Here is a 14,055-nt window from a genome sequence, read left to right as displayed (position 1 = left end):
GTGAGAGCATGAGCCCCAAATCCGCCCTGAGGGCAAAATCGCAATCCAGACCGTCGGAGGCCGTGTCACGTCCGGTCGCGTTGCTCGCCTGGTACGACCGCCATCGCCGCAGGTTGCCCTGGCGGGCCGGGCCCGGCGAGACGTCGGATCCCTACCGCGTCTGGCTGTCGGAGATCATGCTGCAGCAGACCACGGTGAAGGCGGTCGGGCCTTATTTCGAGAAATTCGTTGCGCGCTGGCCGGATGTCACGGCGTTGGGGACCGCCTCGCAGGATGACGTGCTGCGGATGTGGGCGGGGCTCGGCTATTATTCCCGTGCGCGCAACCTGCATGCCTGCGCCGTTGCCGTGACGCGCGAGCATGATGGCGCCTTTCCCGACACCGAAGTGGGCCTGCGCGCGCTCCCGGGGATCGGGCCGTACACGGCGGCCGCGATCGCGGCGATCGCGTTCGATCGTCACACCATGCCCGTCGACGGCAATATCGAGCGCGTGGTGTCGCGCCTGTTTGCGGTCGAGCAGGAGCTGCCACAGGCAAAGCCGCAGATCCAGCAGCTGGCGGCGACGCTGCTTGCCAATTCCCGCGCCGGCGATAGTGCGCAAGCCCTGATGGATCTCGGCGCCTCGATCTGCACGCCGAAGAAGCCGGCCTGCTCGCTGTGCCCGCTGAACGAGGATTGCACGGCGCGTGCGCAGGGCACGCAGGAGACGTTTCCGCGCAAGGCGCCGAAGAAGAGTGGAACGTTGCGGCGTGGCGCTGCCTTCGTCATCACGCGCGGCGACGATCTGCTGGTGCGCTCAAGGCCTGAGAAGGGTCTGCTCGGCGGCATGACCGAAGTGCCGGGCTCGGACTGGCTGGCCGGCCAAGAGGATGCGGCCGCAAAACGGCAGGCGCCGGCGCTGAAGGGGCTGTCGCGTTGGCAGCGCAGGGTCGGCGTGGTCACCCACGTCTTCACGCATTTCCCGCTGGAGCTCGTGGTCTACACCGCGAAGGCTGAAGCCCGCACCCGCGCGCCCGAGGGCATGCGCTGGGTTCCGATCGCGACCCTGGCCGATGAGGCGCTGCCCAACGTCATGCGCAAGGTGATCGCGCACGCGCTGGATCGGCCGTCGGGCCGATCGTCCTGACAACACGCTGGCAGCAGCGCTGCGCTATCAGTGTGCGAAACGGAGGCTGCCAATGGTCAAGACCGCACTCGATAATTTCAAGAGGCCGCCCTGTGCCGAGTTGCTTGGTTGGCGCCTGCTCGATGCCCGTCCCGAGGAGGGTTGGATCAAGCTCGGCTTCGAGGGCAGACCTGAGTTCTGCAATCCCGCCGGATTCATCCAGGGCGGCATGCTCTCCGCGATGCTCGACGACACCATGGGTCCGGCCGTGCTGGTGATGAGTGAGGGCCGGCTTTACACCACGACGATCAGCATGACCGTGAACTTCCTGGCGCCGGCAAAGCCCGGGCCGATCATTGGTGAGGCCAAGGTGACGCAGCTCGGCAAGACCATTGCGTTCGTCGAGGCCCGGCTGATGGCGGAAGACGGCACGGTGCTGGCGACGGCAAGCGCGAGCGAGCGATTGCTGGAAGCGGCGAGGGTGGTGAAGTGACTGAGAGTAGCGGCGCGCTCCACTTCCCTTTTCCCCTTGTGGGAGGAGGTGGCGCGAAGCGCCGGATGAGGGGTATGTCTCCGCAAGTTCAGTTGTGAGAGGCGAACGCGCGGAGAGAACCCCTCACCCAAGCGAGTGCGCCTCCACCAGCGGAGATGCCGTCTCCCGCAAGGGGAGAGGGCACATCGAAGCGCATCTCGCTTCTTGCGAGAGCCTCACGCCCCCGCCCGCGCGTCCTTGCTCACGATCGGCGGCTTCGCATTCAGCGCTTCGACCTGGAAGCCCGCCACGCGCTTGTAGTTTGCGGCGATGTCTTCCAGCTCTTTCTGCGACAGCACGTCGGTGACGACATTGTAGCCGTCGGGCGCGCGCTCCTCGACGAGCTGCATCACCTGCTCAGGGCCGTTCTTGCGGTTGAGCAGCACGAGGTCGGTGGTCGCGGGGCGCCGCTCGGCTTCATAGGCGAGCAGTGCGGCTTGCGTCGGACCGCGCGCCAGGATCTCGCGGGTGATGGTGCGCGCATCGAGGATCGCCTGCGAGGCGCCGTTGGAGCCGATCGGGTACATCGGATGGGCGGCATCGCCCATCAGCGTGACCTTGCCGAACGTCCATTGCGACACCGGATCGCGGTCGACCAGCGGATATTCGTAGGCGTGCGGACAGTTCCTGATCAGGCCGGGCACGTCGAGCCAGTCGAAGGTCCAGCTCTCGAACCAGGGCAAAAACTCCTCCAGCCGGGCGGTGCGGTTATAGTCCTCGCGCCGCCACTGATAGGTCGGCGGCATGTGGCGCTCGGCGACCCAGTTGATCAGATGGTTGCCGCTAGCATCCGGCTCCTTCGAGATCGGATAGCAGACGAATTTCAGGATCTCGTGGCCGGCCATGATCATGGTGCGGCCGGTGAGGAAGGCTTTTGCCGGCGTCACGCCGCGCCAAAGGATGCGGCCGTTCCAGATCGGCGGTCCTTCCTTCGGATAGAGCTTTTCTCGTGCCGCGGAATGGATGCCGTCGGCGGCGATCATGATCGCGCCTTCGTAAGTTCCCGCGGCCTCGCCGGTTGCCCTGTCGATGAAGTCGGCGCGCACGCCATCCGCCGTCTCGGTCCAGCCGGTCAGATGATGGCTGGTGAGGATGTTGTCGCGGCCAAGCCGCTCGACCGCGGTGTCGAGCAGGAGCTGCTGCAGCGTGCCGCGATGGATCGAGAATTGCGGCCATTTGTAGCCGGCCTCGAGCCCCCGCGGCTCGCTCCAGATCGGCTTGCCGTGCTTGGAGAAATAGGCGAGCTCGCGCGTCCGCACGCCGCTGGCATCCAACTTGTCCAACAGGCCGAGCTCGATCAGCTCGCGCACCGCATGCGGCAGCACGTTGATGCCGACGCCGAGCGGCTTCAATTCTGCGACACTCTCGAACACTTTTACGGGAACGCCGATTCCGTGCAGGCTGAGCGCAAGGGTCAGCCCGCCGATGCCGCCGCCGGCGATGAGTACGGTCATGAGAAAGCCCCTCCAATTGCAGGCGTCTTGGCACAGCGAGGCGGCGGTGGGCAACTGCGAAGAGAAGCTCGTGCTATGGACGTGGGGGCTGCCAGCCGTTAATTTCCAGCTTTCCCATGAGGTCCGACATGCTGAAGCTCTACTACGCCACCGGCACCTGCGCGCTCGCCACCTATATCGCCCTAGAAGAAGCCGGCGCCGACTACACGGCTGAACGGCTGAGCTTCAAGGACAACCAGCAGAACAGCCCGGATTATCTCGCCATCAACCCGAAGGGCCGCGTGCCGGCCCTGGTGACCGATCGCGGCGTCCTGACCGAGACGCCGGCGATGCTGGCCTATGTCGCGCAGACCTTCCCCAAGGCGAAGCTCGCCCCGCTCGACGATCCCTTCGACTTCGCACAAGTGCAGTCGTTCAACTCCTATCTCTGCTCGACCGTGCACATCAACCATGCCCACAAGATGCGCGGCGCGCGCTGGGCCACGCAAGAGAGCTCGTTCGCCGACATGAAGGCGATGGTGCCGAAGACCATGGGCGCCTGCTTCTCCCTGATCGAACAAAAGATGTTCAGGGGCCCCTGGGTGATGGGCGATCAGTTCACGGTCTGCGACCCCTATCTCTACACGCTCTCGACCTGGCTCGAAGGCGACAGCGTCGACATCAACGCCACGCCGAAGATCGCCGACCATTTCAAGCGCATGTCGGACCGGCCCGCCGTGCGCAAGGTGATGGCCGAACAGAAGGCGTAGGGTTCGCCGAGGCGTGGCCACATATTCTCCTGTCGTCCCGGGCAAGCGTCAGCGCTGACCCGGGACCCGTCACCCGAGGGAGAAGTTGTGGCGCGAGCCGACAACCACGAGTCTTCGCCTCACCACGGCCTGTGGCTATGGGTCCCGGATCGGCGCTCCGCCCTGGACAACGCTGCGCGTTGCCAAGAGCTGCGCTTGTCCGGGACGACGGCGAGTTTGCCGATGGTGCATCCTATCCAGCTTTCCGTTTCTCCAGCTCGCGTCCTGTCTCCAGCACGAGTCGCCGCAGCCAGATCGAGCCCGGATCCATCTGCGCCCGCGTCGGGTGAAACATGAACTGCTCGTCGATCCCGGGGTCGAGCGGCGGCGTCACCGTCACCAGCCCGAGCTGTTTTGACAGCGCGGCGATCAGCCGCCGCGGCACGAAGGCGACGAGGTCGGTGCGTGCAGCGACGTGCAACGCTTCGAGATAACCCGACACCACCAGCGAGATATGCCGTTCGATGCCTTTGCCGCGCAGCCAGGTGTCGATGAGATCCTCAGCATTGCCGCGGATGATCACGCCGACATGGCGTGCGGCCAGGAACGTCTCGCGCCGCTTCAGCTTCGACGCAAGTGGATGACCGCGCCGCACCGCCAGCGCGTCGCTGTCGGTGTAAAGCAGCTGGCGGTGAAAGCCCTTGAACGCGTTGCCGATCGAGATCACGAGATCGATGGTGCGGGCGAACTCGGCGTGAAAGATCGCAGGGCCCCGCCACGGCACCACGTCGACGCGGACGTTGGGCGCAAGGCGCGTCACCTTCTCCATCAGCGGCGGCATCAATAGCTCGACGGCGAGATCCGGCATCATCAGGCGAAATGACCGCTCGCTGCGCGCGGCGTCGAACTCATCGGGCACGAACAGCCCGCGCACCTGGTCGAGCGCCTGCGCCAGCGGCGCGCGCAGGGCCTGTGCTCGCGGCGTCAGCTCCATGCGCGCGCCGGTGCGCACCAGCAGCGGATCGCCAAAGATATCGCGCAGCCGCTGAAGGGCGTGGCTCGTGGCCGGCTGCGACAGCCCGATGCGCATCGCGGCGCGGCTGACATTGGCCTCGCGCAGCAGCGCGTCCAGCGCGGTCAGTAGATTGAGATCGAGCGAATTCAAATTCATGAGGTGAATAAATATCATATTCGCTATCGATTTGAAGAATTACGTTCGCGCGGCGATGTTCTGCGTGTTGCCACCAAACGGAGATGCCGCCATGAGCGCGAGCGCCAACAAGAAACTGATGCAGGATATTTTCGCCGCTGCCGCGAGCCCCGACCCGGCGGTGCGCGATCGCTCCCTGTTCACCGCAAGCCTTGCCGACGATGCCAGATGGGTCGTGACCGGGCAGTATTCCTGGTCGCGCACCTTCACCGGCAAGGAGGCCATCCTCAACGATCTGCACGGCTATGTGCGCACCCGCCTGCGCGACCGGACACGCACGGTCGCCCGCCGCTTCATCGCCGATGGCGACATCGTCGTGGTGGAAGCCAAGGGCGACAACGTGACCCCCGAGGGTGTGCGCTACGACAACGATTATTGCCTCGTGTTCCGGTTCGAGGACGGCAAGATCAAGGAGATCCGCGAGTACTGTGACTCGGTGCTGACCGAGAGGGCGCTCGGTCCGTTTCCGCAAGCAGCAATCGGGGCGGCCGGCTGATCCGCTTGTCTCGAGGTGGCGGGCGAACGCTCAGCAGGCACCCGCCGACACCGCGGCCTCGGCCCGATCAAGAAGGACACAATTAACGAGTGTCCTTCATTGTGCTGCCGCGCAGTGAGAATCGCCGTGGGGGACGTTCGGCTGCTCGAATTCTTGGGGGGCGGCATCATGCCGGGCATTCGTTTGAGAATCCGGGGACGTCTTTACGCCGGCTTTACGGCTCTTGCCGCGGTGGGCCTGATCATGGCCGTGGTTGCCGTCTGGAACCTGTGGGCGGTCCAGGAGCAGGTCGCGAGAATGTCGGCCTTCTCGGACAATGCAGCGCGCGTCCGGGAGATATCGATCCATCTCCAGGCGCTCCAGCGCGCCAATCTGCGCTATATTTATGATGCCAACGAACCCGCGTTCAAGGAAGCCGCGGAACGCGAGGCGGCGACGGTCGAGTTGCTGAAAGCGGCCTCGGCGGCGTCGTTCTCGGACGAGCGGCGCAAGATCTATGACGGCCTCGTTGGCGATATCGAGAAACTGCAGTCGCTGCGCGGGCGCATGGGCGCCGCCGTCAAGGAGACGACGAAAGGCAAGGCCGCCCTGCTGCCGGGCGGCGAGGAGCTGAACGCCAATGCCGGCAAGCTGGTCATCGCGGCGCATGGCACGCACGATCCGGAGATTACGGCACCCGTCGCCGACCTCGAATCCAAAATCCTCCAGGCACGTCTGGCGAGCTGGCGCTTTCTCGCCATGCGCGATTCCAAGGCATCCTCGGCCTTCAGAGCCAATACGGAGAGGGCGCAGCAACGGATCACGGCGCTCCAAGAGGCCAGTCTGCCAGAGCAGGTCAAGTCCGCGCTCGCCCCGGTCAAGGCCTCGCTTGCGGCCTACCAGGCGGCGTTCGAGTCGACGTCCACTGCGATCCTCCTGGCCGAGGAAACTTACCGCAACAACATTGCGCCCTTGATCACCGGAAGTATCGACAAGCTCAAGGTCGCGGACACCGGGCTGACGGCTGACTCGCAGAAGACGCGTACCAGCGCAGCAGCCGTCATTGCCAGCACGACATGGATTCAGGAGGCCGCGGGTGGTCTTGCAGTTCTGTTCAGCGTGATCGTGGCCTTCCTGATCGCCCGCAGCATCGTCGGACCCCTGACGTCAATGACGCGCGCGATGGGGCTGCTCGCCGGCGGCAATCTCGCGGTCGAGATCCCCTCGCGCGGCAAGAAAGACGAGATCGGCGACATGGCCAAGGCGATCCAGGTGTTCAAGGACAACATGATCGACACCGAGCGTCTGCGTCACGAGCAGACCGAGATCGAGGCGCGGCAGGCCGAGGACCGCAAGAAGGACATGGTCCGGCTCGCCGACCAGTTCGAGCAGGCGGTCGGCGAGATCGTCGAGACCGTGTCGTCGGCGTCGAGCGAGCTCGAGACGTCGGCCGGCACGCTGACCGCGACCGCCGCGCGCGCCCAGGATCTGTCGACGGAAGTCGCCTCCGCCTCGCAGGAAGCCAGCGCCAACGTCCAGGCTGTCGCCTCGGCCACCGAAGAGCTGTCCTCTTCGGTCTCCGAGATCGCGCGTCAGGTCCAGGAATCCGCACGCATCGCCGGCGAGGCCGTGGGGCAGGCGAGCAAGACCAACGCCCGCGTCGGCGAACTCTCCAAGGCCGCCGCCCGCATTGGTGACGTTGTCGAGCTGATCAGCACGATCGCCGGCCAGACCAACCTCTTGGCGCTGAACGCCACCATCGAGGCCGCGCGCGCAGGCGAAGCCGGCCGCGGCTTTGCCGTGGTCGCGTCCGAGGTGAAGGCGCTGGCGGAGCAGACCGCGAAGGCCACGGGCGAGATCGCCCAGCAGGTCTCCGGCATTCAGGCCGCGACGGAAGAGTCGGTCGGCTCCATCCGGGAGATCAGCGGCACCATCGAGCGGTTGTCGGAAATTTCCTCCACCGTTGCGGCCGCCGTGGAGCAGCAGGGCGCGGCCACGCAAGAGATCTCCCGCAACGTCCAGCAGGCTGCACACGGCACCCAGCGCGTCTCGACCAATATCGGCGACGTGCAACGCGGCGCATCCGATACAGGCTCGGCGTCCTCGCAGGTGTTGTCGGCGGCGCGCTCGCTGTCTTCAGACAGCAACCGGCTGAAGCTCGAGGTCGCAAAGTTCCTGGAGTCGGTCCACGCCGCCTGAAAGCAAAAGGCCACGCGCAGGCGCGTGGCCTTGCGTCGCGGTGCGGTGTGATCAGGCCACTTTCGTCGTCATGTGCTTGAACATGTTGGCGCGCGCTTCGTCGTCCATCTCGGCCTTGAAGGTGAACTTGTCCTTCAGTGCGATCGCGCGGGCGGCTGCCGGCCGCGCCGAGATCTCGTCGAACAGCCGCTTCACGTTCGGGTAGCGCGCAAAGGCGTCGTCGCCGAGCTTGAACGGCACCATCCGCGCCCAGCCCCACAGCGCCATGTCGACGATCGAATAGTCGTCGCCGACCATGTAGCGGCGGCCCTTGAGGTGACCGTCGAGGATTTGGTAGTGACGGTCGGCCTCGTACTGGTAGCGGTTATGGGCGTAGTCGTGGTTCTGGTCCTTCGGCGCAAAATGCTTGAAATGCACGGCCTGGCCCGAATAGGGCCCGACGCCGGTGGCCACGAACATCAGCCAGGACAACAGCTCGGCGCGGTTTGACGGCAGGAACTTTCCGGTCTTCTCGGCGAGATAGAGCAGGATGGCGTTGCTGTCGAACACGACCGTGCCGTTGTCGTCGATCGCCGGCACCTTGGCGTTCGGATTGATCTTCAGGTACTCCGGCGTGAACTGCTCGCCCTTGCGGGTATCGATCTTCACCGGCTCGTAAGCCAGGCCAGCCTCTTCGAGGAACAGCGCGACCTTGGTCGGGTTCGGCGATCCGTTGAAATAGAATTTGAGCATTGAGCATCTCCCCAGCGGCCGAGAGCGGGCGCAGCGTCATGGCTCCCGCGGCGGCTTTTTTCTTGCCTGATCCTTGGCGGGGAGAGCAACCGGCGAGTTTGCCGTGTGGTATCTGCGCGCGGCGCAGATCAGCCGGCGTAACAAAGTCCGATCGTGGCCGTAACGACCATCGCGACGCCGACCGCTTCGAGACGCAAGCCGAGCCGCGCGGCGAGGTGCATGTCTGACGCCCGTGCCGCGCGCTCGGTTTCCCGGGCATAGCCGTGCACGATGGCGTCGTGGTTGAAATTGTCGTGCGCCTCGTTGCTGCTGGCGAGCCCGACGCAGATCACCAGCACGCCGAACAAGGCGAGGCCGAAAAATCCGAGCAGGGCGATCAGGAACATCGGAAACATGCCGATCAGGAAGATCGGCAGCAGCGGCACCAGCAGCAATGTCTCGGACTGTCGTCGCATGGGACCAAGCCGGTCGGGACGGGGCTGATCGGACGAATCTAGTCCTGACGTTGGCGGCTTTCAAGACGCCGTCAATCCGGGCTCGCGCACCTTGCGCGCGCCCCGGAATGACGACGGAGAGGATCTACTCCGCCGCCATACCCGCGCGGATCTCCGCGCGGAGCTCGTCGATCAGCTTGAGGCCCTTCTTGGTCTCGACGTGCCAGAAGGTCCAGCCGTTGCAGGCCTGCGCGCCTTGCGCCACCGCGCCCATGCGGTGGATCGAGCCGACCTTGTCGCCGAACATGATGGCGCCGTCGGCGCGGACCAGCGCGCCGAGCTTCTTCTTGGCGTCGAACAGTTTCGTGCCGGGCATGATCATGCCGCGCTCGATCAGCTCGGAGAACGCCACGCGCGGGGCTTCGCGCGCGGTCATGAACGGGGCGAGGCTCTCTTCCGACAGCGGCTCGACCGCGGCGATGCGCGCTTCGGCCGCCTTGGCGTAGGTCTTGTCGCGCTCGAAGCCGATATAGGAGCGGCCGAGGCGCTTGGCGACGGCGCCGGTGGTGCCGGTGCCGTTGAAGGGATCGATCACGAGATCGCCGGGCTTGGACGACGACAGCAGCACGCGCGCGAGCAGGCCTTCCGGCTTCTGCGTCGGGTGCACCTTCTTGCCGTCGGCGCCCTTGAGGCGCTCCTCGCCGGTGCAGAGCGGGATCAGCCAGTCGGAGCGTGCCTGCACGTCCTCGTTGGCGGCTTTCAGCGCCTCGTAGTTGAAGGTGTAGCCCTTGGCCTTCTCGTCGCGCGCGGCCCAGATCATGGTCTCGTGCGCGTTGGTGAAGCGACGGCCGCGGAAGTTCGGCATCGGATTGGTCTTGCGCCACACGATGTCGTTCAGGAGCCAGAAGCCGAGGTCCTGCATGATCGCGCCGACGCGGAAGATGTTGTGATAGGAGCCGATCACCCAGATCGTCGCCGACGGCTTCATCGCGCGGCGCGCGGCCAGCAGCCAGGCGCGGGTGAAATCGTCATAGGCGGAGAACGAATCGAACTTGTCCCAGTCGTCGTTGACGGCGTCGACATGGGATTCGTCAGGGCGCTTGAGATCGCCCTTGAGCTGGAGATTGTAAGGCGGATCTGCGAACACCAGATCGACCGAACCGGCCTGAAGCTTCGACATCTCGGCGACGCAATCGCCGAGGATGATGCTGTGGGACGGAGACTCAAAATTTGTGCGGGGCGCCCTTGCAGACGCCCCGCGACGCGACACTACCATGACTCAAGAACTCTGACTCAGGCGACGCTGTCGGCGACGCGGGACCAAACAACCGACTGACCGTTACAATGAAGCGGCAAAGTAAAAATCGACTTAACCCGCCGCGCTCGTGAGCAGGTGTCGCGCAGGGTTGTGTGAGCCGGAGATTGCGCGCGTTTGCCGCGTTTTGCAGTGTATTTCGCATTTCACTGCGCGGCAGCGGCCTTGCGGCGGCCAATTTTCTCTCGGAAAAAAATGCACGGCCCTCGGAAAAAATTGCTGATGCGATGGCACTGTCGCACTAGGCAATTTTTGCCGGCCAAGATATTGATAAAGGCAACGGAAATTTTACGTATGTGGCGCGTTGAGCTCCAGCGCCTCTGCGCCGCCCAATTGACGCCATCAAGGACCTAAGGGAAGCCCGCCATGCGCTACGATGATTTCCGCCGCAGCGACGACGTCGAGGATCGTCGCGACGATGGCGGCGGAGGGTTAGGCGGTGGAGGCGGCGGCGGATTCGGCTTGCCGATGGGCGGCGGCGGGCTCGGCATCGGCACCATCATCGTGCTCGGCCTCGTCGGCTACGCCTTCGGCATCGATCCGCGCATCCTGATCGGCGGCGCCGAGATCCTCACCGGCGGCGGCCAGGCGCCGAGCTACCAGAGCGACCGCCCGTCTTCGCAGGCCAAGCGCGGCGCGCCGACCGACGAGATGGGCAGCATGATCTCCGGCATTCTCGGCGAGATCGACGATCGCTGGAGCGAGATCTTCCAGGCCAGCAACCAGTCTTACACCGGCCCGAAGGTCGTGCTGTTCCGCAACGCCACCAATGGCGGCCGCTGCGGCCGGGCCGAGTCGGCGATGGGGCCGTTCTATTGCCCGCCGGACCGCACCATCTTCCTCGACACGGCGTTCTTCCGCGAGGTCGAGACGCGCTTCCGCGGCTGCTCCGGCAAGTCGGCGTGTAATTTCACCACCGCCTATATCATCGCGCATGAGGCCGGCCATCACATCCAGAACCTGCTCGGCATCATCCCGAAGGTGACGCGTCTGCAGCAGCAGGCCGGCAGCAAGGCCGAGTCGAACGCGCTGCAGGTGAAGGTCGAACTGCAGGCTGATTGTCTGTCCGGCGTCTGGGTCAATCGCGAGGCGAAGAAGCGTCCGAACTTCCTCGAACAGGGCGACATCGACGCCGCCCTGACCACGGCGAGCGCGATCGGCGACGATACGCTGCAGCGTCAGGCCACGGGGCGCGTCGTGCCCGACTCCTTCACCCACGGCTCGGCCGCGCAGCGCAAGCAATGGTTCATGACCGGCTATCAGCAGGGCACGCTGCAGGCCTGCAATACGTTCGGCGGCGGCGGGCCGTAGTGGTCTTTCGCTCCGGGCGCTGCGTAGGCTGAAATATGATGCGCGATTGCGCATCTGGGCATCCGGGAGTGGTGCCGTCATCCTGAGGTGCTCGCCTCTTCAGCGAGCCTCGAAGGATGATGCCGGCGAGCGGGAGAGAAGGTGTAGCGAAATGGCCTCGATCGACGAATCCAAACAGTTCATCCCGCTCAACATCGCAGTGCTCACCGTCTCGGACACGCGCGCGCTTGCCGATGACAAATCCGGCCAGACGCTCGTCGATCGGCTCCTGGCTGCCGGCCATCATCTCGCCGCGCGCGAGATCGTCACCGACGACGTCGAGGCGATCCGCGCCGTCATCCGCCGCTGGATTGCAGAGGCCGGCGTCGACGTCGTCATCACCACCGGCGGCACCGGCTTCACCGGCCGCGACGTCACGCCGGAGGCGGTCGAGCCGCTGTTCGAGAAGCGCATGGACGGCTTCTCCATCGCCTTCCACATGCTGAGCCACGCCAAGATCGGCACCTCGACGATCCAGAGCCGCGCCACCGCAGGCGTCGCCGGTGCGACCTACATCTTCTGCCTGCCCGGCTCCCCCGGCGCCTGCCGCGACGGCTGGGACGGCATCCTCGCCGCACAACTCGACTACCGCACGCGCCCCTGCAATTTCGTCGAGATCATGCCGCGGCTCGATGAGCATCTGCGCAGGCCGAAGGCGCAAGGCGCGACGGTGTAACTTCTCCTTTCTTTCCTTCTCCCTCATGTCCGCCGAAGCCTTGGCGAAGGCGGATGCGGGGAGAAGGTGGCGCGAAGCGCCGGATGAGGGGTAGCTATCCGCGCGCGAGGTGCTCGGAGCCATACCCCTCACCCCAATGAGCTTGTATCGACCGACGGCGCGGCCCTCTCCCGCAAGGGGAGAGGGCGCATTCATGCGCAGTCCGCTGATGGCGATATCGCTACAGATCCCGTTCCCAGGTCTCGCCGACCAGATCGTGCCCGAAGCTGTGGTGAGGCTTCGTCGCGACCAGTTCGAATCCAGCGCTCCGGTAGATGCCGCGCGCAGCCACCAGGATGCTCTGCGTCCACAGCGTCATTCTTTTGTAGCCCCGCTCGCGCGCACCCTGGATGCATTGCTGGACCAGCGCGCGGCCGACACCGAGTCCGCGCGCCTTCTTCTCCACCTGCAACAGGCGCAGCTTGGCGATCTCGTCCGCGGCCTTGACCAGAAAGATCGAGCCTACCGGCTCGCCGTCGACTTCCGCGATCCAGCAGTGCTCGCGCGCGGCGTCGTAGTTCCGGATGAACTGGGCGCAGATCTCGGCGACCAGCGCCTCGTAGCTGATGTCCCAGTTGTAGTCCGCGGCATAGGCGGCGCCTTGCTTGGCGATGACCCAGCCCATGTCCCCGACGCGATGGCTGCGCAGCACGACGGAAGCAGGTTGGCTTCGACCTTGCTCCAGCACGGTCTCGATCGTCGCCATCGCCTGCGTGAGTCGCGTTGCATCGCCGGCGGAAAGCTCGGCCAGCATCGCGGCGATCTCGTTCTGCGAGCTCAAATTCAGCTTGGCGAAGGTCTGTCGGCCCTTGGCGGTGAGGCTGAGCTGGTATTGCCTGCGATCTGCCGGCAAGGGCTTTCGCGTGATCAGTCCCTTTTCGTCGAAGCTCTGGACGATGCGGCTGAGATAGCCGGGGTCGAGACCGAGCTCGGTTCCGATCTCCTTGGCCGCAAGGTCGTCGCGATGCGCGAGCTCGTAGAGCACGCGGGCCTCGCTGAGTGAGAACGGGCTATTTCCCAGATGTTGGTCGAGCACGCCGAGCTTGCGGGTGTAGAAGCGGTTGAAGGCGCGAACCGCTGCGATCTGGCCGTCGGTACCGTCGATTGGCATGGGACACCTCAATAATTGCCATTGTCAAATAATTATTTGACTTTGGCAAGTATTGGGTGGCCTTATGCGACCATGACGATCCGGCTGCGCAGCATCGTCCGGGAGGAGCGGCCGAGCCGCCTGAGCAGCCGCGCTTCGGAACGACGGGCCTGGGGCGGATAGCCGCCGAGCCTGTCGTAATGATCTCGCGCGATCAGGAGCCCCTGATCGCTGAGGGGGCCGACCAGCTTGCGTGCCACGGACCAGAGAACGTCCCGGAACCCGGTATCGGCGTAAGGCGAACGGGCATAGCGAAACACGGCCGCACGATCCCGGCCGCTGGCCGCGACGGCCTGGATGAACTGGGTGGTCTCTTCGATCCAACCGGTGTCCAGCACCGCGCCGGCGGGGAGGAACATCAGCCAGGGCGAACGGGCCTCGCGCGCACCCGCGGCGAGCGCCGCGCCTTGCGAGGACCCCTCGCAGCCGACGAAACGGCAGCCGGCGACGTCGGCAACGCGCTCGATGACGCCGCTGCTCGTGCCATCGACCAGCAGCACCTCCTTGATGATCCCCGCCGCGGCACCGGGTACCAGCGCGGCCAGAGTCGCGACCGCGGTCTGCTCGACGCCTTCGGTCGGAATGATGACGCTCAGCATGATTGAGGCTTCGATGTCCGCAATTCGGGAGAAGCGTAGCTCGTTATGATGTTGTC

15 protein-coding genes are annotated in these 14,055 nt (G+C 65.2%); 8 read left to right on the top strand and 7 right to left on the bottom strand.

Annotation, left to right across the window (positions count from 1 at the left end; translation table 11 throughout):
* Positions 1-8: 8 nt before the first annotated feature.
* Both mutY and ACWAT4_RS31945 read left to right on the top strand, forming a co-directional pair.
* Complete coding sequence (mutY, locus tag ACWAT4_RS31950; protein WP_212297565.1) at positions 9-1,127, top strand: A/G-specific adenine glycosylase; 1,119 nt, start codon at positions 9-11, stop codon at positions 1,125-1,127.
* Between the two features lie 52 nt (positions 1,128-1,179).
* Positions 1,180-1,599, top strand: a complete 420-nt coding sequence (locus ACWAT4_RS31945) for a PaaI family thioesterase (RefSeq protein WP_212297566.1) — start codon at positions 1,180-1,182, stop codon at positions 1,597-1,599.
* Between the two features lie 215 nt (positions 1,600-1,814).
* Here the strand turns inward: ACWAT4_RS31945 and ACWAT4_RS31940 are convergent, their stop codons facing one another.
* Complete coding sequence (locus ACWAT4_RS31940; protein WP_212297567.1) at positions 1,815-3,092, bottom strand: flavin-dependent oxidoreductase; 1,278 nt, start codon at positions 3,090-3,092, stop codon at positions 1,815-1,817.
* A gap of 128 nt (positions 3,093-3,220) precedes the next feature.
* Here ACWAT4_RS31940 and ACWAT4_RS31935 point away from each other — a divergent pair, with 128 nt between their 5' ends.
* Positions 3,221-3,841, top strand: a complete 621-nt coding sequence (locus tag ACWAT4_RS31935) for a glutathione S-transferase family protein (protein WP_212297568.1) — start codon at positions 3,221-3,223, stop codon at positions 3,839-3,841.
* 232 nt (positions 3,842-4,073) lie between these two features.
* On the opposite strand, the gene ACWAT4_RS31930 is transcribed toward ACWAT4_RS31935, so the two are convergent.
* Positions 4,074-4,991 carry a LysR family transcriptional regulator gene (locus tag ACWAT4_RS31930; protein ID WP_212297569.1) on the bottom strand — a complete coding sequence of 306 codons (918 nt, stop codon included), beginning with the start codon at positions 4,989-4,991 and terminating at the stop codon, positions 4,074-4,076.
* A gap of 91 nt (positions 4,992-5,082) precedes the next feature.
* Here ACWAT4_RS31930 and ACWAT4_RS31925 point away from each other — a divergent pair, with 91 nt between their 5' ends.
* Entirely contained in the window at positions 5,083-5,526 is a 444-nt protein-coding gene (locus tag ACWAT4_RS31925; protein ID WP_449728969.1) for a nuclear transport factor 2 family protein, read from the top strand.
* A gap of 168 nt (positions 5,527-5,694) precedes the next feature.
* Positions 5,695-7,704: a HAMP domain-containing methyl-accepting chemotaxis protein gene (locus ACWAT4_RS31920; RefSeq protein ID WP_212297571.1), complete on the top strand. Its 2,010-nt coding sequence runs from the start codon at positions 5,695-5,697 to the stop codon at positions 7,702-7,704.
* A gap of 51 nt (positions 7,705-7,755) precedes the next feature.
* On the opposite strand, the gene ACWAT4_RS31915 is transcribed toward ACWAT4_RS31920, so the two are convergent.
* The 3 genes from ACWAT4_RS31915 to ACWAT4_RS31905 all read right to left on the bottom strand — a co-directional run bounded on the left by ACWAT4_RS31915 (position 7,756) and on the right by ACWAT4_RS31905 (position 10,146).
* Entirely contained in the window at positions 7,756-8,436 is a 681-nt protein-coding gene (locus ACWAT4_RS31915) for a glutathione S-transferase family protein (protein ID WP_212297572.1), read from the bottom strand.
* A 128-nt stretch (positions 8,437-8,564) separates the two neighbouring features.
* A complete protein-coding gene (locus tag ACWAT4_RS31910; protein ID WP_212297573.1) occupies positions 8,565-8,891 on the bottom strand; it encodes a hypothetical protein in 327 nt (108 codons plus the stop codon).
* A 124-nt stretch (positions 8,892-9,015) separates the two neighbouring features.
* A complete protein-coding gene (locus tag ACWAT4_RS31905; RefSeq protein ID WP_449728968.1) occupies positions 9,016-10,146 on the bottom strand; it encodes a site-specific DNA-methyltransferase in 1,131 nt (376 codons plus the stop codon).
* A gap of 146 nt (positions 10,147-10,292) precedes the next feature.
* Between ACWAT4_RS31905 and ACWAT4_RS31900 the strand changes: the two genes are divergently transcribed.
* The 3 genes from ACWAT4_RS31900 to moaB all read left to right on the top strand — a co-directional run bounded on the left by ACWAT4_RS31900 (position 10,293) and on the right by moaB (position 12,211).
* Positions 10,293-10,430 carry a hypothetical protein gene (locus tag ACWAT4_RS31900; protein ID WP_212297575.1) on the top strand — a complete coding sequence of 46 codons (138 nt, stop codon included), beginning with the start codon at positions 10,293-10,295 and terminating at the stop codon, positions 10,428-10,430.
* A gap of 121 nt (positions 10,431-10,551) precedes the next feature.
* Positions 10,552-11,496 carry a KPN_02809 family neutral zinc metallopeptidase gene (ypfJ, locus tag ACWAT4_RS31895; RefSeq protein WP_212297576.1) on the top strand — a complete coding sequence of 315 codons (945 nt, stop codon included), beginning with the start codon at positions 10,552-10,554 and terminating at the stop codon, positions 11,494-11,496.
* Positions 11,497-11,647: 151 nt separating this feature from the next.
* Positions 11,648-12,211 (top strand): molybdenum cofactor biosynthesis protein B, encoded by a 564-nt coding sequence (gene moaB / locus ACWAT4_RS31890; protein ID WP_212444989.1) that lies wholly within the window; start codon positions 11,648-11,650, stop codon positions 12,209-12,211.
* Between the two features lie 220 nt (positions 12,212-12,431).
* On the opposite strand, the gene ACWAT4_RS31885 is transcribed toward moaB, so the two are convergent.
* Both ACWAT4_RS31885 and ACWAT4_RS31880 read right to left on the bottom strand, forming a co-directional pair.
* A complete protein-coding gene (locus ACWAT4_RS31885; protein WP_449728967.1) occupies positions 12,432-13,361 on the bottom strand; it encodes a bifunctional helix-turn-helix transcriptional regulator/GNAT family N-acetyltransferase in 930 nt (309 codons plus the stop codon).
* Positions 13,362-13,423: 62 nt separating this feature from the next.
* Positions 13,424-13,999: a glycosyltransferase gene (locus ACWAT4_RS31880; protein ID WP_212428133.1), complete on the bottom strand. Its 576-nt coding sequence runs from the start codon at positions 13,997-13,999 to the stop codon at positions 13,424-13,426.
* Positions 14,000-14,055: the final 56 nt, after the last annotated feature.

Source organism: Bradyrhizobium sp. T-1 (genome assembly GCF_053592855.1).
Note: the sequence above shows the minus strand (reverse complement) of the source record. Positions and strands in the feature narration are given on the sequence as shown.